The sequence below is a fragment of the Butyrivibrio sp. XPD2006 genome (assembly GCF_000420865.1).
Lineage (GTDB): Bacteria > Bacillota > Clostridia > Lachnospirales > Lachnospiraceae > Butyrivibrio.
In genome coordinates this window covers 85,783-109,032 of sequence record NZ_ATVT01000009.1, presented here as the reverse complement: position 1 = coordinate 109,032, position 23,250 = coordinate 85,783, and the positions used below count along the sequence as shown (strand labels likewise).

The 23,250-nt window shown below is 45.0% G+C and carries 22 protein-coding genes; 2 read left to right on the top strand and 20 right to left on the bottom strand.

Features of this window, described 5'->3' with window-relative positions; translation table 11 throughout:
- Positions 1-108 precede the first annotated feature (108 nt).
- The 5 genes from G590_RS0111455 to G590_RS0111435 form a co-directional block, all read right to left on the bottom strand.
- The gene (locus tag G590_RS0111455; RefSeq protein WP_022765807.1) at positions 109-1,965 is read right to left on the bottom strand and encodes a flagellar hook-associated protein FlgK; all 1,857 of its coding nucleotides are present in this window, start codon (positions 1,963-1,965) and stop codon (positions 109-111) included.
- Between the two features lie 41 nt (positions 1,966-2,006).
- Positions 2,007-3,665, bottom strand: a complete 1,659-nt coding sequence (gene flgK / locus G590_RS0111450; RefSeq protein ID WP_022765806.1) for a flagellar hook-associated protein FlgK — start codon at positions 3,663-3,665, stop codon at positions 2,007-2,009.
- 116 nt (positions 3,666-3,781) lie between these two features.
- Complete coding sequence (locus G590_RS0111445) at positions 3,782-4,309, bottom strand: flagellar protein FlgN (protein ID WP_242829775.1); 528 nt, start codon at positions 4,307-4,309, stop codon at positions 3,782-3,784.
- A gap of 30 nt (positions 4,310-4,339) precedes the next feature.
- Complete coding sequence (gene flgM / locus G590_RS0111440) at positions 4,340-4,618, bottom strand: flagellar biosynthesis anti-sigma factor FlgM (RefSeq protein WP_022765804.1); 279 nt, start codon at positions 4,616-4,618, stop codon at positions 4,340-4,342.
- A gap of 256 nt (positions 4,619-4,874) precedes the next feature.
- Positions 4,875-5,405: a CYTH domain-containing protein gene (locus G590_RS0111435; RefSeq protein ID WP_022765803.1), complete on the bottom strand. Its 531-nt coding sequence runs from the start codon at positions 5,403-5,405 to the stop codon at positions 4,875-4,877.
- A 353-nt stretch (positions 5,406-5,758) separates the two neighbouring features.
- Here G590_RS0111435 and G590_RS0111430 point away from each other — a divergent pair, with 353 nt between their 5' ends.
- Together G590_RS0111430 and G590_RS0111425 are read left to right on the top strand one after the other, a co-directional pair.
- Positions 5,759-6,310, top strand: coding sequence for a DJ-1 family glyoxalase III (locus G590_RS0111430; protein WP_022765802.1), 552 nt, complete (start codon positions 5,759-5,761; stop codon positions 6,308-6,310).
- Between the two features lie 271 nt (positions 6,311-6,581).
- Positions 6,582-7,046, top strand: a complete 465-nt coding sequence (locus G590_RS0111425) for an Hsp20/alpha crystallin family protein (protein ID WP_022765801.1) — start codon at positions 6,582-6,584, stop codon at positions 7,044-7,046.
- A gap of 247 nt (positions 7,047-7,293) precedes the next feature.
- Here the strand turns inward: G590_RS0111425 and rbr are convergent, their stop codons facing one another.
- From rbr to G590_RS0111350, 15 genes are all read right to left on the bottom strand, one after another.
- Positions 7,294-7,851: a rubrerythrin gene (gene rbr / locus G590_RS0111420; protein ID WP_022765800.1), complete on the bottom strand. Its 558-nt coding sequence runs from the start codon at positions 7,849-7,851 to the stop codon at positions 7,294-7,296.
- Positions 7,852-8,029: 178 nt separating this feature from the next.
- Positions 8,030-8,287 (bottom strand): hypothetical protein, encoded by a 258-nt coding sequence (locus G590_RS19330; RefSeq protein ID WP_022765799.1) that lies wholly within the window; start codon positions 8,285-8,287, stop codon positions 8,030-8,032.
- 128 nt (positions 8,288-8,415) lie between these two features.
- Positions 8,416-9,501: a glycoside hydrolase family 88 protein gene (locus tag G590_RS0111410; RefSeq protein WP_022765798.1), complete on the bottom strand. Its 1,086-nt coding sequence runs from the start codon at positions 9,499-9,501 to the stop codon at positions 8,416-8,418.
- A 9-nt stretch (positions 9,502-9,510) separates the two neighbouring features.
- Positions 9,511-11,037, bottom strand: coding sequence for a lipopolysaccharide biosynthesis protein (locus G590_RS0111405; RefSeq protein WP_022765797.1), 1,527 nt, complete (start codon positions 11,035-11,037; stop codon positions 9,511-9,513).
- Between the two features lie 5 nt (positions 11,038-11,042).
- The gene (locus tag G590_RS0111400) at positions 11,043-11,972 is read right to left on the bottom strand and encodes an alpha-1,2-fucosyltransferase (RefSeq protein WP_022765796.1); all 930 of its coding nucleotides are present in this window, start codon (positions 11,970-11,972) and stop codon (positions 11,043-11,045) included.
- Between the two features lie 30 nt (positions 11,973-12,002).
- Positions 12,003-13,184, bottom strand: a complete 1,182-nt coding sequence (locus G590_RS0111395) for a polysaccharide pyruvyl transferase family protein (protein WP_022765795.1) — start codon at positions 13,182-13,184, stop codon at positions 12,003-12,005.
- Between the two features lie 19 nt (positions 13,185-13,203).
- Positions 13,204-14,193, bottom strand: coding sequence for a glycosyltransferase family 2 protein (locus G590_RS20695; protein WP_022765794.1), 990 nt, complete (start codon positions 14,191-14,193; stop codon positions 13,204-13,206).
- Positions 14,194-14,213: 20 nt separating this feature from the next.
- Positions 14,214-15,581: a DUF3329 domain-containing protein gene (locus G590_RS0111385; protein ID WP_022765793.1), complete on the bottom strand. Its 1,368-nt coding sequence runs from the start codon at positions 15,579-15,581 to the stop codon at positions 14,214-14,216.
- Complete coding sequence (locus G590_RS0111380) at positions 15,565-16,749, bottom strand: hypothetical protein (RefSeq protein ID WP_022765792.1); 1,185 nt, start codon at positions 16,747-16,749, stop codon at positions 15,565-15,567. The genes G590_RS0111385 and G590_RS0111380 overlap by 17 nt, the downstream gene beginning before the upstream one ends.
- Positions 16,746-17,696 carry a hypothetical protein gene (locus tag G590_RS0111375; protein ID WP_022765791.1) on the bottom strand — a complete coding sequence of 317 codons (951 nt, stop codon included), beginning with the start codon at positions 17,694-17,696 and terminating at the stop codon, positions 16,746-16,748. The genes G590_RS0111380 and G590_RS0111375 overlap by 4 nt, the downstream gene beginning before the upstream one ends.
- An 8-nt stretch (positions 17,697-17,704) precedes the next feature.
- On the bottom strand, positions 17,705-18,754 hold the full coding sequence (locus G590_RS20690; RefSeq protein ID WP_022765790.1) for a glycosyltransferase family 2 protein: 1,050 nt from the start codon (positions 18,752-18,754) through the stop codon (positions 17,705-17,707).
- On the bottom strand, positions 18,751-19,518 hold the full coding sequence (locus G590_RS19315) for a DUF5672 family protein (RefSeq protein ID WP_022765789.1): 768 nt from the start codon (positions 19,516-19,518) through the stop codon (positions 18,751-18,753). The genes G590_RS20690 and G590_RS19315 overlap by 4 nt, the downstream gene beginning before the upstream one ends.
- A gap of 11 nt (positions 19,519-19,529) precedes the next feature.
- Complete coding sequence (locus G590_RS0111360; protein WP_022765788.1) at positions 19,530-20,573, bottom strand: glycosyl transferase; 1,044 nt, start codon at positions 20,571-20,573, stop codon at positions 19,530-19,532.
- Positions 20,573-22,366 (bottom strand): ABC transporter ATP-binding protein, encoded by a 1,794-nt coding sequence (locus G590_RS0111355; RefSeq protein WP_022765787.1) that lies wholly within the window; start codon positions 22,364-22,366, stop codon positions 20,573-20,575. Before G590_RS0111355 ends, G590_RS0111360 begins: the two co-directional genes overlap by 1 nt.
- Positions 22,366-23,238 carry an alpha-1,2-fucosyltransferase gene (locus G590_RS0111350; protein ID WP_022765786.1) on the bottom strand — a complete coding sequence of 291 codons (873 nt, stop codon included), beginning with the start codon at positions 23,236-23,238 and terminating at the stop codon, positions 22,366-22,368. The genes G590_RS0111355 and G590_RS0111350 overlap by 1 nt, the downstream gene beginning before the upstream one ends.
- Positions 23,239-23,250 lie beyond the last annotated feature (12 nt).

Here is a 23,250-nt window from a genome sequence, read left to right as displayed (position 1 = left end):
TCCATGCAGACCATATGATTTTCACTACGTATATCGACAGTTATGGTCAATAACTTAAGAACCGGCCGAAAAAAAATGAACCCCAGGGGGGTTCATTCGCACTTCAAGTTATACACCTGTCTCAAGTATCAGTCTGTCGTAGATCTCAGTTAGTGTCTGGATCATCTTGGATGAAAGTGTGTAAGCATTCTGGAAGTTAACCAGGTTTGAAGCCTCCTCATCCTCGTCGACACCTGTATCTGACAGTCTCTGGTTACTGATGGTATTCTCCAGAGAAGTATATGTATCTTCAAGAGTCTGTGAATTGGATTTATTCAGCGCCACATCCGCAAGAACCTTGGTCAGGAACTCGCCTGAAGTTGCGCCTCTGAAGATCTTCTTGGTCTTGAACATGTCTTTTAACTTAGTAAGATTGCCAAACTCGGATTCACCTTCTGTCACGTCAGACTTAGTCGCAACTCTGTCGGAGTTATCAAGAAGAACAGCACTGACATTGAAGTTGCCGCCCCTGAGTTTGTAGTAACCCTTGTTCTCTGAAAGAGTTGTGAGCTGCTCATAGCTGAGTTCTGCTGCCGAGTTATTATCCATGGATCCTGTAAGAGCAAACACACCTTCAAGCGAGTCTGAAGTGTATCCGGTGGTCATGATCTGATTGACCTGATCCGAGAACTGTCTGATCCACTCGTTCATCTGAGCCATGTAGTACGGGATTCCCTGATAGCTGTTTGAGTAGCCGATGCTTACACTCTTTCCGCTGTCAGGAATGCTGCTCAGACTGTCATTATCAATCTTAAAAGTATAAGTAGATTCTCCGTCATAATCCCAGCTGTCATATTTATATGTCTTTGCCCCGATCTTCATGGTTCCGAACTCAGGAATCGTGCACTTGGTCATATCCTTGAGGTAGTCGTTATCAACCTTGACCGTCACATAAACCGATCCGTCAGGAGTCTGCACCACGCCATCTGAAGGCGCTTTGCCATGGAAATAATGGCTGTTGTTACCGTCTCTCATAGCCAGAAGTCCCTGAAGCTCTCCGCCGATCAGCTGTGAATCCAGCGCAAAATCGGAAAGCTCATTTACGCTGTCGCCATCCTTATAATTTGCGCTGCCCCACTTGATATCAAAAAGACCCTTTACATCGTTCTGGTTTGTAGCACCGTCATCAGCGCGGGAAACACAGATCATCTTTCTGTATTCATAGGTATCAACCAGTTCGTATGAGCCTGCAACCCAGATCTGGTATCTTGTCGCACCGGTCTCTCTGTCCGGCTGTGTTTCATCGACAATCGGAGTCTCTCTTACCTCAACTGAAATCATCTTGGAGAGGTCGTCAACGAGAACGTCTCTTTTATCTCTAAGCTCATTGGCCTTGCTGCCTGTCATCTCAATGATATTGATCTGCTTATTTATGGAAGCAACCTCCTGAGCAATGGCGCTTACTCTGTCGGCACGAAGCTTGATCTCTGCATTGACATCCGCCTGCTCATTCTGAAGGCTTGTATATACATTGTTAAAATACTCTGTGACACTCTTTAAGCTTGAAACAAAAGCTGACTTGGTCTCGGTTGTTCCTGCTGCCGTTCTGACTGACTCCATCGCAACTTCCATCTTGCTGAAAAGAGATGAGAATCCTGTTGTTCCGTCGTCGTCCAGGTACTTCTCAACAAGACTGTTGTAATAGTTCTTTTGTGTATAATTTCCAAGCAGTGTCTCGTTCTGTCTGAACTTCACATCATAGAAGCTGTCCCTGACTCTCTCTATGGCAATGGTATCAACACCGGCTCCGGCACATCCGTATGTGGCAAAGACCCTGAGAGCCTCATTGGCTTCCTGGGTTACTTTCTGCCTGCTGTAGCCGTCTGTGCTGGCATTAGATATGTTGTTTGCTGTGGTGTTTAACGCTGCATTTGCTGCCCTGAGTCCGGAAGCTGCAATGTTAAGTCCAAAGAATTGAGATGTCATAGCCCTATCTCCTTAATAAGTGGTGGCCTGCGACTGCTCTTTTACGCACCGAGAGTATTTACAAGGTGCTCCAGCATTTCGCTTACTACATTTATATATCGGCTTGAAGCGTTGTATGCATTCTGGAACATGATCATGAATTCCATCTCTTCATCACTTGATACGCCGATGATCTGCTCTCTTGCTGCCTCTACAGCAGAAACTGTCTGCTCCTGTGCTTCCTTGATGCTGTTGTAGACATCACCTGAGTTTGCAACCTGTGATACAAGGCTGTTGTAATAAGTAATGAAGCTGTTTCTTGAGGTAACATTCGGATTAAGTGTGTACTGTTCCTTGGTAAAAGCCTCTTTTAACAGAGTAGTTGTTGTATTATCCTCGTTACCGTCTATGGTTCTGAAGGTGAAAAGAGTCGGTTCCTGAACAAGCTTTGGATTGATCTGGCTGTTCTTTATCGTAAAGCCCGTAAGTATTGATCCTGCAGGCTTATCCTTGCTGATATCGTAGTTGAGCTTGTCCTGCTCATTGGCACAAACAAAAAGTGTAAAGTCCTTGGCATTCCCAACTGTTCCGTCGATGAAAGCCGGGTTACTCTCTGCTGCTTCCATGATATCGTTGATGGATGTCATGATGTTATGGACCATCTGGTCGAACTCAGCCTGAACATTCATGATGACTGACTGTGAAATGTTTCTGTTATAGAATTCTGTATCTTCTGTTATATCGTGATAGGTTGCATTGTGATCGCCCCTTGCAAGGAGAACTGATCTGAGCTTGCCTATATCTGTGTTTGTAACAGTTGAAATATTCTGTGTAAGGTCATAGACATGCGCACCGTCTATTGAAACAACAGTCTTGGTGCCGTCCTTGTTATCTACAGTCTTGGCTGCGTACTCCCAATAAGGTGTCGCATATCCGGCGCTGCTCTCAAGTGTTGTATCAACTCCCAGATGGTTTACGTGATCGCTAGTAACAAATGTCGATCCTTCGAAAAGAACTGCAACATTCCCGAAAACATCTTCCTGATAGTCAATCTTGCCGTACTCAGCGAGCTGATCCAAAAGAAGATTTCTCTCATCCCTAAGGTCGTTGGCGCGCTCCTGTTTTCCCGACTCTATATCAACGATCTTCTCGTTTAATTCTCTTATCCTGTCGCCGTACTTGTTGATGGTATCGCACATTCCCTTAACTGTGGAATCCATGTTCTCCTGATATGCAACCAGTCCGTCGTATACGCTTTTTGCTCTTGTAATAAATTCATTTGCTCTTGTTACGAATGAAGACTGCGTAACGGCTGAGCAAGGGTCTTTTGCCAGCTCCTGGACTGATACCCAGAGGTTATTGATAGATTGAGCAAATTCAGAGCCATCCATCTCCTGAAGCTGATCTTCTATCTCTTCAAGGGCCTTGAGCGAAACATCATAAAAAGCCGACCTTCCGCTCTCTCTTCTATATGAAAGATCAAGGAAGTCGCTTCGTACCTGTTTACAATTATTGTAGTTTACGCCGGTTCCTATCTGTTTCCAGCCAATCTGTTCGATTCGCCTTTCAAGAGTCTGATAGGCTCTTGTTCCCTGAGAAACCTGCTGTCTTACGTATCCGTCGGTATCTACATTTGACATGTTATGCGCTGTGGTGTTCAGTGCATTCTGTGATGTTGTCATTCCCGACGCGCCGACATATAAGTTGGCCATGAGAGACATGTTTTATAACCTCCGTGCCCTAAAAAAGGCAAAATTTAAGACACTACCGCGAAAAACGGTATTCACCCGGGTGGATTATCTACATGCATCCGTCTCACCTCCTACCAAGTGAGACGTTACTGCTTTGCATCAAACCCGCCCGATGTGTAACCTAAACATTCGCCTGTAGTGTCTGCAGCTCTTGAGTAATTCGCCGTCTGTGGAGCCTGTTTCGCCGCCTGGATGATGTTCATTTCGAACTGAACCATCTCAAGTGAACTCTTTAAAAGTTCCTGGTTCTGTCCGTTTACACGTCTGACATTGTCAGCTACCTGCGTAAGCCGGTCTCGCTGCTTAGCCAGATTCTTCTGATCCACCGGTCTTTTCTCAAGTACCTGGATCAGATCGGTCAGTTTCAATGAATTAACATCCATGTTAAGTACATTGGCTATATCCGTCATGGCTTCGACTCTCTGTTTCTCGAGGCCCTGGATACTTCCTATTATGCACTGCTCCTCATCCGTGATTTCTGCAAGCGCCTCAAGATCACCTTTAATAATAACTGTGGTCTTTTGGCTAGATAATCCCAGTAATTTTTCGTACGCTGAACCTTCTTTATCAAGAACTTCAACGAGATTTTCCATAAGGCTTGCCACTGGAATCATCCTCCTGATATGAAATTGATGTGTGGGCTGTTATGCCAGCTCTTCAAACTTTGCCAGTAACTTATCAGCAAAAGCCTCTCCACTCACATCATAAGTACCATTTTTAATAGCAGCTTTGAGCGATGCAACCTTATCTTCCCTGATATCGGGGGCAGCGCTTACAGCCTGTTTCGCAACCTGGATATCTTTTCCAATCGAAGAAAATGATACAGTATCCCTGATATCATTGGTCTTCTTAGCTGCCTGTGGTTTACCTACTTTGCTGTTTGAGTAAATCTGCTGAACCTGACTGTATGCTTCTATTCGCATATCTTTTCCTCCTTCCCTGGAGTATTTTTTAAACTTCTACTACATTTATCGGTAGAAGTTCCCATTACTTTAGTTCTTTTCCCAAAATATTTCCCCCGAAAATTTCAGGAAATTTCATGGTAAAAATAGCTTCCAGGTCTTTATTAAAATGTTGTTAGTTTCCCATGTTTCCTTACATTTCGCGGGTTTTTTGGTTTATACCCGGTCGTTCCTTCAGTATGTATATCGGAAGGTTAAAAGAAAACTTTAGAGTTTTTTAAGAATTTTTTTTACTCATTTTGGCGTTACTGTATTCCGGATTTCCGGTAACGTCCTCATCAAACCACTCTGCCGGCTTATAGGCAGCTGCTGCCTCTTCTGAAGGGAACTCTACTTCCGCTATTATTGTTCCTTTATATGGTTCATCGAAGACATCAAGCTCTATTGTAAGCCCATTTTCTGCAGGGATCAGATATCTCTTTTTCCTGATTATGTTCCCGTCGGCCTTGGTGAGCATGTGCTCGTAGGATTCCTTGTCCAGAGGGAGGTTGTATTCTGTGGACCCGATGGGCTCCTGCTGTTCTGCGCTACTGCCATCTGCACCTTGCTGCGCTGATGTTTCTTCAGTAATCTTTTCTGCGTACATGCCTTTGTTCTTATAAGTCATGTAATATGAGTCATCCTCTCTGCGAACCCTTATGGCCGGATCTACATTCAGGTACCCCTGCTCTATAGTGTGGAACAGATACCGATCCAGATCCTCCGGAAGGTGCCTGACTGTGAACTTTCTCTCTATCTCTACGCCCATGACTGCTTGTGATCTCCTCTTAAATACTCTGCTTGCCTGAATCAGAGTGCGTACTCTGCATTCTTCAAGCCATATCAGCTTCTATTCTAATATGAAAAGCTGTTTTTGGCGACAGTATTATAGAATTCTGACCTTTTTATTCTTTTACAGTATGCCTTCTCTGTAATAATCTGCATATCACTATAGTATTTGATTTATATCATTATTTTCTAGTACTCAAATTCAAGCCTTTATCAATTCCTATTATAGAATCCAGGCAAATCCCTCAATTTATATGATAGAATAATCCCATGAACAGCAATGGTATCAGCCATCAACAATACAACAGTGCAAACCATGGGAGGTGTACGAAAATGGCAAAAACAGCGATATTCTTAGCAGAGGGATTTGAAGAAATAGAAGCCCTGACAGTAGTTGATCTGCTGCGCAGAGCAGGAATTGAAATAACAACTGCATCTATCACAGGAAGTAAGCAGGTGAGCGGATCTCACGGAATCAAGGTTGAGGCCGATGCACTCCTTGATGAGATCAATTTCAATGATACAGACATGATCATTCTTCCTGGCGGAATGCCTGGCACCAACAACCTTGATGCATGCGAACCACTAAAGGCGCAGATCAAGAGCTTCGCAGATGCAGGAAAGAGGCTCGCAGCAATCTGTGCAGCTCCACGTGTATATGGCAAGATGGGAATTCTTGCAGGCAAAAAGGCTACCTGTTACCCCGGAAATGAGGAATTCCTTCAGGGTGCTGATCCTCAGACCACAGAGGTTGTAAAAGACGGCAACTTCATCACCAGCCGTGGCATGGGAACTGCAATCCCATTCGGACTTGCTATTATAGAGGAGTTCCAGGGAAAAGAAGCTGCAGATGACATGGCCAAGAAGATTGTTTTCAGGCAGTAACAAACAATAATTTCGAGCAAATAATGCAATCAGTATAATAAAATACGGATATTTTCAAGAATTCTAAATCCCGCAAGCCCAGTGTTTGCGGGATTTTTCCGATTTTATACTTTCTTTAGGAAAAAACTTGTTGACAATTTGTTCTAGTTGTTCTATAACATACTTGTAACAAGAAATTAGCAGCCGACACATGAGAGTGCTAATAAGAGTTGCTAAAATATTTAAACACTACAACACAACAAAAAATATATATAGAAAAGGAGTGATAATTATGTTGATGCCTATGCTTTGGAGTAACAATGATATCTTTGATGAGATGGATAATTTCTTTAATGACGGATTCTTCGGTGGACAGTGCAGAACACCAAGAGAAGCAAGACCTTTTGAATCAAGCACAGGTCTTATGAGAACAGATGTTATCGAGAAGGATAACTGCTATCAGCTCGAGGCTGAGCTTCCCGGATTCAACAAGGAAGACATCAAGATTGATCTCAAGAATGATACTTTGACAATCACTGCTGCTCACAATGAGAACAAGGATGAGAAGGACGAGAACGGCAAGTACATCCGCCGTGAGAGAAGAAGTTCTTCATATCAGAGATCATTCCATGTTGAAGGACTTAAGCCTGAGGATATCATCGCTCAGTACAGGAACGGTATCCTCACCGTCAACCTTCCTAAGAAAGAAGCTATCCCTGAGAAGGAAGAGGCAATCCAGATTGAAGTTAAGGATTGATCCAGTGAAGTGATAACGTCATAATGAAATGACGAATTGCTATATTGTAACTAATTAACCAAACCGTATCATGCTAACCCCCATGGCCACCGGCCATGGGGATTTTTGTTATCCGGTAAGGCGTATTCCGCAAGCCCTATTTTATGGCAGAGAGGGTACTTTACTCCTTCCTGACAGGTAAACAAAAGAGAGGTTAGCAAGCCAGCTTGCTAACCTCTCTCTTCATGTCATTTACATCATCTAAACATCAATAGTTCTGAGCCTTCTTCATGAAGTAAGCCTGAGGGTGATTACATACAGGGCAAACCTCAGGAGCCTTAGGTCCTACTACGATATGTCCGCAGTTTGAACACTCCCAGATTGTATCGCCATCAGCAGAGAATACGATTCCATCCTCGATGTTCTTAAGGAGCTTTCTGTATCTCTCCTCGTGCTCTTTCTCGATAGCCGCAACCTGCTCGAAGAGCTCAGCGATGTCGTCAAATCCCTCTTCTCTGGCCTTCTTGGCAAATGAAGGATACATCTCTTTCCACTCGTAAGCCTCGCCGTCAGCTGCTGCATTTAAGTTATCAACTGTTGTTCCAATGCCGGAGAGGATCTTGTACCAAAGCTTAGCATGCTCCTTCTCATTAGCTGCTGTAGCTTCGAAGATCTGTCCGATCTGCACATAGCCGTCCTTCTTAGCCTTTGAAGCGAAGTACGTATACTTATTACGTGCCTCAGATTCCCCCGCAAATGCTGCCATCAAATTCTTCTCAGTCTCAGTTCCCTTAAGTTCGTTGGTTCTTGTCTCAAGATTAGCCATAAAATCCCCTTTCTGCGTTGGAAACGCAATACATTTGACGTAGATTTATTCTAACATAATCTGATATGAAAAGGTATATTTATACGCAAAAAGAGACGTCTGTAAGAGAGGGATTTACAATGGTCAGGCGTCTCTGTATAAACCTATTAAATTATCGCATTACCGGCACGGAATCCATTTACCTTGCTCCGGCCCAGGTCAGTCCGTAGAGCTGCTCCATGAGCTTTCTGAGCTCGTCCTTCATGCGGTTGCAGGCTGAAGCCTCGTCAACAAAGTTCAGTACCCCGATCTTCTCCTTCTTGTCCTGGAAGTACACTACCCATCCGTTCTCTGTCCTGTCAAGACAGATTCTGTTCTTGTGTGAGCCACCGATCTTGTAGAGTTTGCTGGGTACCAGATGCTCTTCAAAATAAGTTTTCAATTCCTTAGTATTCATAGTGCTCCTCCAATCTATGTCAAGCAAAGTAGTTTCCAACTAAATCGCATGTAGTTTTCATTACTACATATAATGTATCACATTACTACTTTTTTGACAAGACTCAGAAGAGCCCAAAATTCCTTTTATTACGCTTTATCAGCCAGTGCCAGAGCTGCCAGCGCAGCCCCCTGTCCCCATGGGTAATTGCCGTAGGTCTGGTAATGTACGCCAAAGTCATCGCAGGAACTGAGAGCACTCATAACCCTGCCATCTTCAGCACTGTTCAAAAGAGCCTTAAGCGAAGCCTCAACTTCACCTACAGAAACTCCCTCTCCATTCAACAGTCCATACACGATCATTCCGGTAGCTGATGTATCCAGATGTCCGTCGACTGCCTGAACCTGCCAGCCGTATCCGCCCTCAGGTTTCTGATATGTCAAAAGAGCTTTCGACAGCTCCCTGTACCATCGAACAAGACTGCTCGGATTGTCTCCGCCACGGGTTTCTGACCACTTGGCATACTCAGACAGCCCCATGATAAGCCATCCGGCTGCTCTTCCCCATGACAGAACACCTCTCTTTTCGCAGACTGCGCCGTCATCCAGAAGGGCATATCCGTGATAAGGAAGTCCGCTCTTCTCATCCAATCCGTGTTTCAAAAAGTTCTTGAGCTGATTCCCGGCCATCTTCCTGGCCTGCGCATCTCCAAAAGTTTTAGCGTATGCAGCAAGGAACATAGATGTCTGCCCGATTCCGTCAGCAAACACGTTGCAGGCACTTCTGTCTGCGTTATAAACAATTGTCTCCTCGCCGTCCAGCGCCGCACCTTGAAGATACTTGTATATTCTCTCGGCGATGCTCTTACACTCGCTTCTAAGTCTCCCGTCAGGAAGCTGCTCATAGAGCCTGATAAAGGCAACACCTGCTAGCGCATCATCTATATAAGAAATCTTCTTGTCGTACTTTTCCTTCCAGAGCCTGATATGCCCAAGAAATGCCTCATCAATCTTATCAACAAGGCCTTCTTCACCATCCGAGACTGCTCTCTTTCTTGCCTCCGCAAGTCCCAGTATCAGCATTCCCGCCGGCCAGAACATAGGGTCCTTGGTGCGAACGCTTCTTCCAAGAGCACTCTTGACCAGGTCCTTTGCCATCTGCCCGAGAGAAACCTCCATTATTGTCTCAAGCTCTGCAATGGCCTCGTTTATGATCTGTTTTTCTCTCTCAGTCATTTATCTCCCTCATCTGCCAAGCTTCTCACGAACCTTACCTGTGAGATACTTAAACTCCTCGCTTCTTCCGTACAGAACAAAGTAAACGCCGTTGAACAAAACGGTGATGATGATCGCCATAAGTATAAATGTAAGAATGTTCAGGTTTGCAAGAACCTTGATACTTATAAGCTGCGAAACCACCAACACAAACACAAGGCTTGCCAGGTACTTCGCAGTATCTGCAAAGTAGCTTCCTGCCTTCATATCAAAGCACTCCCTGTAGATGATAACCGGCTTTGTAATGTTTGCAATAAGTCCCGAAACGATGGTTCCGATGTAAATACCTGTAATTCCAAGAGGTGTTTGAACCAACAGGATTGATATCACCAGATTCACAGCACCCTGTATCAGCGCCAGATACTTATCCGGCTCAAAGACTCCGGCTGCAGTCTTATAGTTACTAAGGACAATTCTGTCACCCTTAAAGTAATAGTCAATCAGGATGCAGTAAACAGCTGCTGAAGTGAGGATCCAGTGATCTCCCAGCCATATCCTTATGAGCGGTGTTAAAAGAACCATAAATCCCACGCAGGAAAATCCATAAATCCAGGATGCAAAGAACCTGTAGACTTTGAACATGGAAAACTGCTTCTGCCTTGATTCCGTAGCAATGAGATTTCCAAAACTCGAAATAACCGAATTGAAAATTATATTTACGAAATTCGAAACCGTGCTGATAACCATGTTGTAGTTATCAACAACACCCGCCATAGCGACTTCAACAAACGTTGAAATAATAAGTGCATCGGTCTGAAGTCTTGCCACATCTCCCACCTTGTGGAAGACAAGGGCCTTTGTCTTTTTCCAGACCTCATCGCTCTCTTCTTTGGAGAGCTTCTCAACATTCTTCTCCTTGAGGAACGGATACATCTTGTCCAAAAACTTTGAGACAAAGACCTTCTGTATCAGCTGAACCACAGCATCTGTAAGGAGATAGAGCAGGAAGTTCTTCGTTACAATAACAACTATTATTTGAAGAAACACAACAATAACCTTTGTTATTGTAAGAATGTTAGTCTGAATGTAGTTCTTCTGCTCAGCATTTATGAGGCTGTACTTGTACGCCACAAAGTAACTGCTGACTGTATTGAACAGGAAGATCAGATAGTAGATAGTAAGTTCCCTGACTGATGTATTCTCAGGTGACCTTAACTTGAAGTACTGAAGGAACGGAGTAAGCAAAAGCCCTACAGCTGCAACAACACAGGCGATAATAAAGTACGCCTTGCGATATAGCTGCATATAAGACTTGATCTTCTCTTTCTCTCCTCTGGCAACAGGCCCATAGAGACTAAAGTTCAGCGCTGTTCCGATTCCCAGCTCCGCCATGTTAAGAAGCGAGAGGATATTTCCGTAAGTCGAGTTGATTCCAAGAAGATCCTCATTTAAGTGCATGATAAAGACAGTTCGCAAAATAAACGACATCAGCGCCGTTGCGATCTGTCCCACATACCCGAAGGCGATATTTCTTGTTGCCGACTTAACTCTGCCCATAAAACTTAGATGATACTTCCTTTTTCGTCCATAAGTATCCAGCCCTTCCAGTAATCATGCATGATATCCGGATTGACCGGCTGGTTATTTCTCATTTTGTACGTGCGGATAACTGTCTTATCAGGCCTTCTGTTGAGCCTTGCTCCCCAAAAGCTGAAGGTTGAATTCGCACAGATATTACCCTTGCAGTGGCTCATGAGCATAAGGTCCTGAACACTGTTCCTGCCGCTGTTCCAGTCAACGATCGTATATTTACTCTCATCTGAGAACTTCTCGCGGGCATACTCATGGTCGCTGGTGAATATGTAAAAGTGAGTATCAGGGTCTTTTACCGAAAAATAATCCATGGCGCCCTGATAATACTCCTCGGTTGCTATGTTTCCAAGAATCTCCACGTTGGAAGGATCCAGGTAGTCCCCTCTTCTTATGTGAACACTGACCGATGTTTCTTTTTCCATGCGCTCAACAAGAGCCATGTTCCTGGTATGAAGGTCAGGATCCGAATGCGCCGGGAATGTGTATTTCTCCCAAAGCTCTCCCATGATGTCGTCATAATACTTCTGACACGCGAAGTAGCCTTTGATATATCTGTCCTCCAGTTCGAATATCTCCGGATGGTACATCTCTTTTTCGGAAAAGACCTTTGGATTGGCCTCATCGCGAAGACCAAGTTTCTTCAGCATCTTGCCTGTCACATTTGCGATCATGCCCTGCTTCAGAAATGAATCTCTCTCCTCAGCCGTACACTCTGTGTAGTCAACGCCTTCAAACATTGAAAGCTCAAACTCCCTGGGTGCCAGCATATTTTTCTGGACACTTGGATCGAACCATGACAGGTCGAGCCTTACGTCCTTCCCCATGCCGCGAAGCTTGGTGTACACAGCATACTGCTGCATCTGGTTGCCAAGTCCTCCGGCGATCTGAATAATCAGCATATTATCTCCCCCAAAATAAAACTAATAATTTCAGCCATTACTGCGGCTGATAATAAACTCATAAGAACGGATCAGAGCCTGTGGATCATCAAGCTCCTGAACCGGAAGAACATAATTGTCACAGCTGCCAAAAAGGTCTGTGGCAATTCCCCTGCTCTTTACTGAGTAGCCTATAACAAGAGTCGGAACTCCGGTGCTGTAGGCTGCGATAGTGCTGTGCGTCCTTGCTCCCACAAAGAAACTGCACTTTGAAATATAGCCCTTTAAAACCTCCGCAGGACTATCCTCTATCATAACCGCTCTGCCTGTATCCTTAAATTCATTATAGAGCTCTGTGAGCGGTTTTCTGTCATCGCTGCTGTCCCAGACAACGTGCGGAACAAAGGCGATGTTATTATCTGTATTATCAAGAATATATCTGATAAAGTTCCTGTAGCCCTCTCTGACCAGATCGGGATTTTTGGCACGGTCAAGAACCATGGGGCTTAAATTGATGCCAACCATCTTGCCCGGAACAAATCCTTCAAGCGCCTTTGGCTCTGCCACCCCAAGCTCAAAGGCCGGGTCCTTGCGGAATATTATCTTCTTATCGGAAAATCCAACGCCAAGAAGTGCCTGGTATGTTATGGGTTCTCTTGCATAGATGTAATCGAACTCCATGAGGTCATTTAAAAGCGCAACATTCTTAAGAGATTCCGGCTCAATGGAGCATCCCCACAGGATCGTCTCAAATCCCCTCTCAAGGAAATAATCATGAGCAAGGATAAGGTCAGAAACCATCTCGGGATAACAGTAGTTGTCGCCGCCGATGGATATGGCAAGCGGAGTCTGTTGCGAACCGCACCTGTTGCATTCCTTAAGAAAAACCTTGTAAGCATCCTTAAATCTGTATCTCATAAAGGACTGCTTGTCCCCGGTAAACCTGCGCCATGCGTAGTAGACCACATGGGCAAAGAAGTCTCTGTCTATGTGCCTTTCGCTTGTCAGGATGCACAGCCCCTCTTTCTCCATCTCCCCAAGAGAATATTTCCTGTCCTCTGAGGCATCATTGGAAAACACCACCGGAATGGACGTCTTGTCCATATCGCAGCCCTGCTCAATCCTGAGCTTTCTTATCATCTTGAGAGTTGCGTTTGCAATGGCCTCGCATCCGTGATTCTTGCTGCCCGCATGCATATATAGAATTATTGGTCTGTTAAGGTCAATACTCATATTTATTCTCCAAAAGACATTATGCTTTGTGCCTGTTATAGAGCCTCAGATAAAGTTCGGGACTCGTCCTGAAAACCATAACCTTAAGTTTATGTCCAATCGGAAGCGCTCCAAATGCGCCATGTGTCTTAAGTGCATGTCTGATCTGTTCTCCCGACTCAGAGACAGCCTGCCTTGCAAGGTCGGTATTTCTTTTGTCCTGATCCAGAACCGCAACCTTGCCAATTACCAAAAAGGCTGTCAACACCTGGTTCACAGCAAGGCTGACAAAAGCATCCCGTGACATCTCACTGCGATATGGAAGGAGCTTATTCTCAGCCTCTTTCCAGGCCTCTATCTCTCCCATGTAGCTCTTTTTAAACTCCTGCTTCATTGCCCCATTAGCATTTTCTGTGTAGATATATTCACCGGCATCTATACACCTTATGGTATGTCTTTTGCCCTGGGAAATTGCAAAGTCCAGCAAAAAGAGAAGATCCTCTCCGATAGCCAGTCCTTCTTTAAAACGGATTCCTTCCTCCACAATGCTCTCTCTGTCAAAGAGCTTGCCCCACACGTGGGTGTTGGAATTAAGGACTGAATTCTCTATGTACTGAAAGCCGCTGAGCTTGGGCGTTCCGGTAAAGCTTCCGCCCTCGTCCACAAGATTGGTGCCCTCATCGGCATATCTCATGAGGTTCTCAAGATACCCCTTTTTAACTTCATCATCGGAATCAACGAAGACGATGAATCGCCCTGTAGCCCGCTCTATGCCTATGTTTCTGGCATGTGATACACCGTGGTTTTCGGTGTGGACCACCGAAATCCTGCCCTGAGCATCGTCCCTTGCAAGCTCATCACAGATATCTGACGAGCCATCAGTAGAGCCGTCGTCCACTAAAATAACCTCCAGCTCGCCTTCCTTCATAAACTGCTGATTTAAACAAGATAAGACACACCTCTTAAGTGTGTCTTTTGCCTGATATACAGGAATTATGATACTGACCAGAATCTCCCTGCTTTTTTCCATACTTCTCCCAAAAGACCGCGTTAGTACTCGGTCCAATTCTCCCTTTCAACACCACTGACACTGTCGAGTCCATAATGTCCGGCATAGGCCACATTGATCCAATGGCCCGGATCCTCGGTAATATCCATGGTATAAGCTGTGGTATAGCGGCATTCCCAATCGGGACGCAGCATCGGAACAACCACATCCTTGACACCTTCCTCGGCCATCTGTGCCAGATATGCATCTCTCTCATCGAATTCACGCTTAACTCTGGCTACGTTTGCACCGTCCTCGATATAAGTGAAGATCAGTAATACTCCGAGTATTGTAACAAGGCTTGTCGCAATGGTCTGTGCAACCGCCTCTTTATATCCCACATTGGCAAGCCACGCATAGCCTGATGCAACAGCCGTCATCAAAAACAGCCCTGCACCGTAGTATGCCCTGAGCTGAGTGCTGGATACTCCCAAAAGCGCATAGCATGTAGCCAGGAACAAGAATCCAAACAGCATGATTCCCGATGCAGTCCTGAAAAACTCTTTTCTGTCACCAAGCCTGTATGCAATAGCTATCACGATAACAATAAATGCAAATACAAGGGGCAGGTAGCCTTCCTTAATGTTGAGGGTAATCTTTAGGAACCTTGCCATAAGAGCCACATAGCCTGTATGTGCTTCCTCTCTGGTAACGGCTCTGATGAAGTTTCCGGGCGCAGTGATCATCAGGCCAAAGCCCAGCATTGCTCCCACAAGCCCTGATATCATCCACGGCTTTATGCTCTTAAAGCTCTTTGTCTCTCTCCACTTGGCCGCCATCATAACAAGTGCAAATAAAATTGCGCCTCCGGAGGTGTTCTCATTGCACCAGCCCGCAGCCAGTCCAAAGAAGAACATTCCTACAGTAAAGCCTATTCCTCTCTGCAAGTTCTCTTTGATCGTCTTTCTGAAGACAGTGACAAATCCCAGCACTATGCATCCTGTAAACAGATAATTGCAGGCTCCGTCTTCCCAGAAAACGCTGTCGCTGATGGTTGGATCAAACAGCCACAACAGCACAACTATAAAGGAATACACGCGAACATCGAATTTCTTTCTGTGATCAACATTCATGTAGATCAGTAACGAGATAACTACAAATACAATTGATGCAGCAACATCAAAAACAATCTTATTGCCTGTAAACAAAAATACTCTCAAAAGAAAATGTGCAACAGTTCTGCCGCTATGGCCCATATAATGGTCATACTCCTGAACAATCAGGTCAAAGAAATTATTGGCCCTGACCACTTCATCCATGTAGAGAATGTCATCTGACAGATACGGTGTCATATACACAAAAATAAACACCATTATGAAATTTGCAAAAGCTATCAGCCAAAACAGCTTTTTTCTAAGCGCTTCTGACATCTGTTTCCCCTTTATTCAAAAAATAATATCCCAGGTAAGAACCTGCTATAAGCAAAAAGAAATCACGGCCCAGATACCTTGTTACAAAGGTGGCCTCAACTATAGTATATACGGACACCGAGAAGATTATCAGCATGGTCCATATATCTTTTTTCTTCCGGCAAACATAGATTATTGCCAACAGTGCGATTACTATGAGAAGCGTAGGTATAATACCGTACCAGTAAAAGAGCCTTACCCAGCCCATATCAAAATACGAGTCCGTTCCGTGTCCGGAAAAGAGCTTCCATTTCGACAGCACCGCATCTCTGTTTGCAGCTTCATAATATACCGCACTCATTCTGTAATTTATTTTTTCCTCTATTTTCCAATAGAGGTCGCCTATGTCAAAAAACTTATCTCCGGCATAAACATGTCCCGACAATCCGGCAACAATGATCGCTGACACGATACAAAATACCGGCGAAACAAGCGTTTCCAGAATATATAAAGCCTTAACCTCCGAAAGCTTTTTAAAACATCTGAATACCACAGCCAGCACAAGAGTCATCACAAGTATCAGTGCACTGGTCCTTGATTTGGTCAGCCACATTATCAGAACCGAGGCTATTGCAGCCACACAATAAGGAATAACTCCGGCCTTACGTCCATATATCCAGATCCACATAAGTATCAGAGCAAAGAATGAACTGAACAATGTGTTGGGATGTCCAAAGCCAAACACATATCTCGTCTCCACTCCAACGCTTCTTCCAAAATCCTGTGTCAGTGAAACGTCTCCCAAAACACCTACGCTTGCAAGGAGCGCTATCAGAAGAAATCCGATGAGGCACACATAAAAGCAGTATTTCATCGCCTTTTTCAGATCGATATCCCTGGCTGCCACAAGGAGTGTAACAAGCCTCAAAATATCGTTCTTGCCCGAGATGTAGTAACTAAGCGCTGCTACCGCCCAAAGCAGGACTATTGCTGCCCATTCCTTTCTGTCATGCTTCATCACAAGTACTGCAAGAAATGTCAGCAGAAAAGTCACCCTGAAGACATAGCTCTCCATATGAAAAGGGATCTCACTCTTTTCCAGGATCATAATAAGCACTTCAATGGTGAATGCAATATAGAAAAGATATTCTGATATTCTTTTTCTGTTAGCAGCAAGCCATGTGATCATAGAAACATTCTTTTTATCTTGCGAATTGCCTTTCTGAAAAATCTTCCGACAGTAATATCAAATTTATGGTAAAGCTTGGAAAAAAGAGTTATCTTCGGCATTACCAGATGCTCGTATTCAGAGAGATGGTCAATCAGATACTGCGGATATGAGTCATCTATTTCAACTCTCTCAAACTTAGCATCCCTTCCGAAAATATCCTGTCCCAGGATCAGTCTGTCCATGGTCTCAAGAATGATCTCTCTCTCGTTGTACTCCTGATGAGCAGCGGCTTTGACCTTGACACCTATTCTGTCGATAGGATTCTTTTCATGATCTCCGCCCATGTATCCGAAATGCCATCCACCGTCAGCAACTCTGACAGCATTCTCATCCGTAACCTCGCAGAGATCTCTTAATCTTACGATTCCCTCCTTGGGAATATTGAGCATGGATGTAACTTTGGTTCCGAGCCACTTGCGCTTTTCCTGCGGAATATCCGGGAATTCCCTTGTAATCGACAAGAGCTTGCCGGACTTCTCCTCCATGTTAAGGAAAGCGTAGAAGTTTCTCTGTGCAAGGTGATAAACCTTTGTCTTATCAAAATTTGCAATTATCTTCTCGAGCTCAACAGGATTCGGGATCTCATCGCAATCGCCAAAGATGATGACATCATCCTCTGTTGCGCCGACTTCCTTAAGTCCCTCGATGAGGCGATTTTTCTGGAAGTAGTCCCTCTCGTGAGTAGTTCCTGTCGTGGGAGAATTATCCACCGTCACATAGACGATCTTGTCCAAAAACCTTTTGAACCTGTCTCTGTTTGCCTTAAAGCACAGGCTCTTTTCCTCTCCGGAAAAAGTCATGGTGGACTCCTCGATTATGAACTTGTCCACATATTTATCCAGAATGTTGAGCCTCAGCTCGAGTATATCCAGTTCGTTAAAAAAAGGTATGCAATCGTATACCATCAGTTTCCTCATTTCCTGCCAAGAAGCTTTTTGATGCCTCTCTTGATTCGAAGCTTTTTACTGTACGCTAGAAGCGCTTTATATGGGTCATCCGACATCTGAAGGTCGTGCACAAGGCTCGCCTCCTGAGGAGCCCACATTGGAAGCTCTCCGCCTGCGTATTTCCTGTAGAAGGGCTTTCTTATCAGGGTATCAAGCTCTGATCTTACACTCTTCCATGGCAGAGCGGATTTAAGGAGCTTACTCACCGTAATGGTACAGGTCAGGGCCATTCTCTTCCCTATAACCTTGTCGTACTCATTGTCTCTCTTCTGCCATTTCTTAGAATATCCAAGGAGCTTCTTCCATGCATATTCCTGCTGTTCTATGTATGCGGGGTAGTATCCTGTGGTAAGTCCCCCCGAGTTATCTTTTCTGTATGAGATAAGCGCCTTGTTGATAAAGAGTATCGACCTCGCTTCATCCAGTATCTGAGCTGTCTGGGTCAGATCCTCTCCGTGGTTGAACATTCCCGGAGTATCGGGATCGTCCTCTGAAATCAGCCTGTCCGCAAGGCTCTTTTTAAGGCTCTTGTTCCACATGGCGTTGAGGGAATCTCCCGCGCACATCACATCGTAGAACTCCCTCTTGCGATCTCCCAGGTACAGGGTTCCGTCAGTAAAGGGAAAAGAGAATTTAAGAGTCCCTTCACTTCCCATGTTCTCCGCATTGTAAAGAACCACATCCGGATCATCCCCTGAAACAGCTCCCGCAAGAGTTTCCAGTGCACCTTCTTTAAGTGCATCGTCGCAGTCAAGAAACACCAGATAATCTCCGGTTGCCTGCCTCATTCCACGCCTTCTGCCCTCATATGCACCGAGAGCTTCCTGGCGAAAAACCTTTACCTCACTGTGCCTTGCGGCATAGTCGTCACATATGGCAGCACTTCCGTCGGTAGATCCGTTTTCAATCACCACAAGTTCTGTCTCAAAATCACCCTTCTGAGCCAGTACCGAGTCCAGACATTCATTTAGATATTTCTCCCCGTTGTGCACCGGGATGATAACAGAAAACTTCATTGCAAACCGTGCTCTCTCTTCCACTTTTCGCTCTTACGCCAGAAAAGAAGCGGTCTCACCGCCATCTTAAAGCGCTTTTTGGGGCTGTAAAATCTTGGATATCCGCTGTTCTCGCCGCGCCACTTATGGAAAGCAAAAGGCTCTACGCCCTTGTTCTCCGGAATCATATGCTCTCTGCCAAAAAGAACTGCCACATCGAGAGGTGCCCATTTCAGGCCATGCTCTTCCATCTCGTTCTTGGCAAGACAGCACAGAAAAATATCCTCGTTGTAGTAATCATCAAAGCCCTTCTCCCACTTAAGGTTATGCGCAGAAGGATATTCAAGGAGTCTCTTGGACCTGATGGAAACACTGTTTCCTACGCGGCTGATCTCTCCCTTTTTATCCCTGTAGGCGTAATCGTTGGTGGGCATGGGAAACGGTGATCCGATATAGTCGTAATCAAGAAATTCATCTCTCCAGAGCTCCGGATGGATGACAAAACCATCGGCGTGGACCACCAGACAAAAGTCAGTATTTATATGGTCCTTGAGCTCATAGACCATCTTGTAATTGAACTTATCGATACTATCAAGCTTGCTGGTATGGCTGTACCTGATAGTCTTCGGCAAAAACCACGGCTTTTTGTCTGTGACCAGCACCGCGTCTCCGAATTCAATCCCACGCATGCTATAGCACATGGCCCTAACCGTCTCATATACATTTACACTTGTCATAGCCACCAGTGTAACGTTTGGCAGCTTTAATTTCTTCTCAGCGGACATTCTCTTCCAACCTATACATGAAATATCTTAATAAGACCTGTCCTTCTCTCAAGACTTCTTATGATCTTTTTGAACATATAGACACCGTAGAGCCACTTGGCCCTAACCGTCTGGCACTTATGCAAAAGCTCTCCGGGTCTTTGATTAAGCTTTTTATAAACCTTGGATTTCTTTTTATATTCCTCAAGCTCTTTCCTGCACTCTTCTGGGGAAAAGATCCTTCCCTTCTTGTCCATGTAATGGAAACAGCTGTAGATGTTCTGCTCCGAAGCCCAGTATCCGTCAGAAACATTGTGGCGCGCCCAGTATTTGGGGGCAATGGCATACTGCAGTTCATCGCTGGTCATGGCAGGGAATACGGCAAAAGAGCTGTTGGACAGAAGAAGATATCTTGCGTTCTTGATGGTTACATAATCCTTGCCGATATCGTTCCTTACTGCCTTGACCTCAGGAAGGATCTTGTAAGCTGCTGACACATCATCAGTAACTGCAAGAAACTCCATGTCGGGTCTTATCTTTCTCATCTGCCTGATTCCGTTCACCCAGTATTTGCGGTCAAGCCACAGCTCGGGTGAATTGGAATAGTCACCACACCTGAGGTGAATGATGCAGAGATTGTCCTTTGTATACTCGTGGGAGTCATACTCAGGCTTGATCTTCAGCCAGTCCTTAAGCTGATCTTTGTACTTTTCAAAATACTTCTCAGCCTGAAGATTTCCGTATAAAAGAGTATTATCCTCAACCTCGAAAAACCGGGGATCAATCCCGCTGACGTAGGCCCCATGTGTCATATCGTGCTTGGAATTGCCAAGGTATAACCTGTTGTCGTGATCCTCGAAGATCTTGTATTTATCCTTGTCTTCAGCCGGAATCTCTTTTCCCAGATCAATGTCCATAAAGTACATTCCGGTGTCGGAGTGCATGTTGTTGGCAAGAGCCCCGGGGTTACATATTCCGAAATCGACGCCCTTATCAAGAGCTGCTGCCCTGGCTGCGACATACCAAAAGAGCTGGTTGCCCAGACCAAAGCCATGTAAAAACTCGGTTCCTATCATCAGTGAATTACCGTTCTTCCCTCTAAACTTGTCTGTGCGATCTTCTCATCCTTAACTTCGTAGATGACATCGCACTTCTCAATAGTGTTAAGTCTGTGCGCGATAATGACCATGGTCTTACGGCCGTGGAAGCTGTTGATGGCCTCCATAACTGCTGCCTCGGTCTCGTTATCAAGAGCACTTGTAGCCTCATCAAATACCAGGATCTCAGGATTGTGATAAAGAGATCTGGCAATACCGATCCTCTGTCTCTGTCCGCCGGAGAGCCTTACGCCTCTGTCTCCGACCTTGGTATCAAGCCCCTCGGGAAGGCCTCTTACGAAGTCGGCCAGCTGAGCCTCCTCCATTACTTCCCAGATCCTGTCATCATCGATCTCCGATGCGTCGATACCAAAGGCGATATTCTCCCTGATGGACTCATCCACAAGGTAGATCGACTGCGGAATGTATCCGATCTGAGAAAGCCAGGAATCATAGTTACTGAAGATATTGCTTCCGTCACAGAGAATATCTCCCGACTGTACATGCAAAAGACCGAGAAGAATATCAACTATTGTGGACTTTCCTGCACCGGACGGTCCCATGATACCTACAGACTGACCCTTCTTGATGGTCATGTTGGCCTTGTCAAAGATCTTCACATCAGAGTCGGGATAAGAGAATGTGATGTTCTTAAGCTCGATCTCTTTTTCCAGATGAAGAGCAGGACCTGAAATTGCTGCTCTCTCAGCACGCATTGCCTTCTCTGTCTTCATGGACTCAGTGAGGTTCTGATATACAAAATCCAGACTGTACTGGTTATAAGCGATATTGGTGATATAAGTATTTATCCTGTTGGCTGAAGGCATGATCCTCATGGCAGCCAGACCAAAAGCTGTAAGCTGCGGAACCAGCTGGGATGCATCTCCGCCCCTTGTTATGTAGATAAGGACGTAGAGAATGACAACCGCCATGAAAACTGTCTCAATAAGGACTCTGGGTACGTTGTTAAGGACCTGGTAATCTCTGTCGATATCTGCGCCGATCCTTCCCTGCTCATAGTAGTTGCGGATAAAGAAATCCTGTCTGTTAAGGACCTTAACATCCTTAAGTCCGTAAATAGCCTGAAGTCTCCACTTGGCAATCCTGGACTGGGTCTCCTGATTGTGTCTTCCGATAGTGTTGAGCCTTGGCTTTAAAAGCTTGGTAATGATCAGTGTAAGAAGCAGAAGAACCACAACTATAAGCACTGTCATCTGCCAGTTTACGAATAAAAGCACAACTCCGAGACAGATGGATACAATAAGCTCTGTAGTAAGAGAAAGAAGCGAGAGCATAAGATTAAAGGTCTTGGGGATATCGGAGTCCGTTATCCTGAAAACCGTAGGGATATCTGCTCCGAGATAATCCTCGTAGGGCCTGTTCAAAAACTCTCTCATGACCCTGCTGATCATGTCGTTTCTGGCTCTTGAAATAAAGGTGTTCTGTCTGTAGACAAGGAACAGAAGATATGTGTTCTTTACCACAAACAAAATGATAAGAAGTACTAAAAGAGCACAGGCAAGCTTTGTTTCATTATCAAGGCCCATGGAAGTTAAAACTCCCGAAAGCCACGGGATCTTGGCAACCTTTCTGTTAAGATCAGCCGGGCTTAAGATAACCGAAACAACAGGAATGATCATTGAAACGCCCAGCGTCTCAAAAACCGCTCCAATGAGTATAAGGACAGCCAGAATTACAAGCTGTCCCTTTTGTTTTTTATCAAATATGTAATTGATCTTGGCAAGCAAGCTTACCTTTTTTGAATCGTTCATTATATAGCAACCCTTGTCATCCGCTCAGTATAGATGTCATCCATCTTTTTGTTGTTAATCCACTTGGATGGAGCGATGACCATCTTTTCCGGTGAATCATTGAGCCATGCTGACCACCAGCTGAAAGAGCTGTTGGCAATGATGTGGTGCTTGCATCTGCTCATAAGAAGCATGTCTGCCACATCGGTAAACTCACCTTCCTGAAGCTCAACAGTAATGAAGTTGGGCCCCTTGAAGTGGTCCTTACACCACTCCTTGTCATCGGTAAATATGAAGAATACCGCATTGGGATGCTTCTCTCTTATCTTGCCGATGGCATTCTTGTAATATTTCTCCGAGCACAGGTTATGGATCTTGATATGCTCGGCATCCACGTAGTCAGTCCTGCGAACATGGATACTCACTGATTCGCAGCACTCGATCTGCTGAAGTGTAGACCAGCTCACTGAATCATGCATGATCTCCTGAGGGCGCTTTCCGAAAGCTTCCTGTATCTGCTCTATAACCTCAGGTGATGTAAAGTACTTCTCAGACTGCCAGTAGCCTACAAGGTAGGCATTCTCTGTCTCCAATATGGCGGGATCGAAGATACCCTCCATCTCATCAATCCTGTATGTCTTGCGTCCTGTGAGCTTTCTTCTGATCCTGCTGAAAATGTCCATCCTGGAATCGGTCAGTTCAACTACCTCTTCTCTTGTGGCCCTTTCATATTCCACCCCGAAGCGGTCAAGCACCGGGACTCTTAGCTTATCATTTACAAAGCCGGACACATCATCGATCTTGACTTCTCGTCCTCTATGTTTAAGTTCCTTGTATAAGGCGTACTGAAACATCTGGTTGCCCAGTCCGCCCTTAAGCTGAATGATTATCATAGATCCTCCCTG

What these genes read in the sequence shown, in the direction of transcription:
- G590_RS20690 (WP_022765790.1), bottom strand. Translation starts at nt 18,754, where the DNA reads ATGAAGTTTTCTGTTATCATCCCGGTGCACAACGGGGAGAAATATCTA.
- G590_RS0111405 (WP_022765797.1), bottom strand. Translation starts at nt 11,037, where the DNA reads ATGGGCAGAGTTAAGTCGGCAACAAGAAATATCGCCTTCGGGTATGTG.
- G590_RS0111445 (WP_242829775.1), bottom strand. Translation starts at nt 4,309, where the DNA reads ATGATTCCAGTGGCAAGCCTTATGGAAAATCTCGTTGAAGTTCTTGAT.
- G590_RS19315 (WP_022765789.1), bottom strand. Translation starts at nt 19,518, where the DNA reads ATGTCCGCTGAGAAGAAATTAAAGCTGCCAAACGTTACACTGGTGGCT.
- G590_RS0111375 (WP_022765791.1), bottom strand. Translation starts at nt 17,696, where the DNA reads ATGGTATACGATTGCATACCTTTTTTTAACGAACTGGATATACTCGAG.
- G590_RS0111360 (WP_022765788.1), bottom strand. Translation starts at nt 20,573, where the DNA reads ATGATAGGAACCGAGTTTTTACATGGCTTTGGTCTGGGCAACCAGCTC.
- G590_RS20695 (WP_022765794.1), bottom strand. Translation starts at nt 14,193, where the DNA reads ATGGAAAAAAGCAGGGAGATTCTGGTCAGTATCATAATTCCTGTATAT.
- G590_RS0111400 (WP_022765796.1), bottom strand. Translation starts at nt 11,972, where the DNA reads ATGCTGATTATTCAGATCGCCGGAGGACTTGGCAACCAGATGCAGCAG.
- rbr (WP_022765800.1), bottom strand. Translation starts at nt 7,851, where the DNA reads ATGGCTAATCTTGAGACAAGAACCAACGAACTTAAGGGAACTGAGACT.
- G590_RS0111430 (WP_022765802.1), top strand. Translation starts at nt 5,759, where the DNA reads ATGGCAAAAACAGCGATATTCTTAGCAGAGGGATTTGAAGAAATAGAA.
- G590_RS0111395 (WP_022765795.1), bottom strand. Translation starts at nt 13,184, where the DNA reads ATGAGTATTGACCTTAACAGACCAATAATTCTATATATGCATGCGGGC.
- G590_RS0111425 (WP_022765801.1), top strand. Translation starts at nt 6,582, where the DNA reads ATGTTGATGCCTATGCTTTGGAGTAACAATGATATCTTTGATGAGATG.
- G590_RS19330 (WP_022765799.1), bottom strand. Translation starts at nt 8,287, where the DNA reads ATGAATACTAAGGAATTGAAAACTTATTTTGAAGAGCATCTGGTACCC.
- G590_RS0111435 (WP_022765803.1), bottom strand. Translation starts at nt 5,405, where the DNA reads ATGGGCGTAGAGATAGAGAGAAAGTTCACAGTCAGGCACCTTCCGGAG.
- G590_RS0111410 (WP_022765798.1), bottom strand. Translation starts at nt 9,501, where the DNA reads ATGACTGAGAGAGAAAAACAGATCATAAACGAGGCCATTGCAGAGCTT.
- G590_RS0111380 (WP_022765792.1), bottom strand. Translation starts at nt 16,749, where the DNA reads ATGATCACATGGCTTGCTGCTAACAGAAAAAGAATATCAGAATATCTT.
- G590_RS0111355 (WP_022765787.1), bottom strand. Translation starts at nt 22,366, where the DNA reads ATGAACGATTCAAAAAAGGTAAGCTTGCTTGCCAAGATCAATTACATA.
- G590_RS0111455 (WP_022765807.1), bottom strand. Translation starts at nt 1,965, where the DNA reads ATGACATCTCAATTCTTTGGACTTAACATTGCAGCTTCCGGACTCAGG.
- G590_RS0111350 (WP_022765786.1), bottom strand. Translation starts at nt 23,238, where the DNA reads ATGATAATCATTCAGCTTAAGGGCGGACTGGGCAACCAGATGTTTCAG.
- G590_RS0111385 (WP_022765793.1), bottom strand. Translation starts at nt 15,581, where the DNA reads ATGTCAGAAGCGCTTAGAAAAAAGCTGTTTTGGCTGATAGCTTTTGCA.
- flgM (WP_022765804.1), bottom strand. Translation starts at nt 4,618, where the DNA reads ATGCGAATAGAAGCATACAGTCAGGTTCAGCAGATTTACTCAAACAGC.
- flgK (WP_022765806.1), bottom strand. Translation starts at nt 3,665, where the DNA reads ATGTCTCTCATGGCCAACTTATATGTCGGCGCGTCGGGAATGACAACA.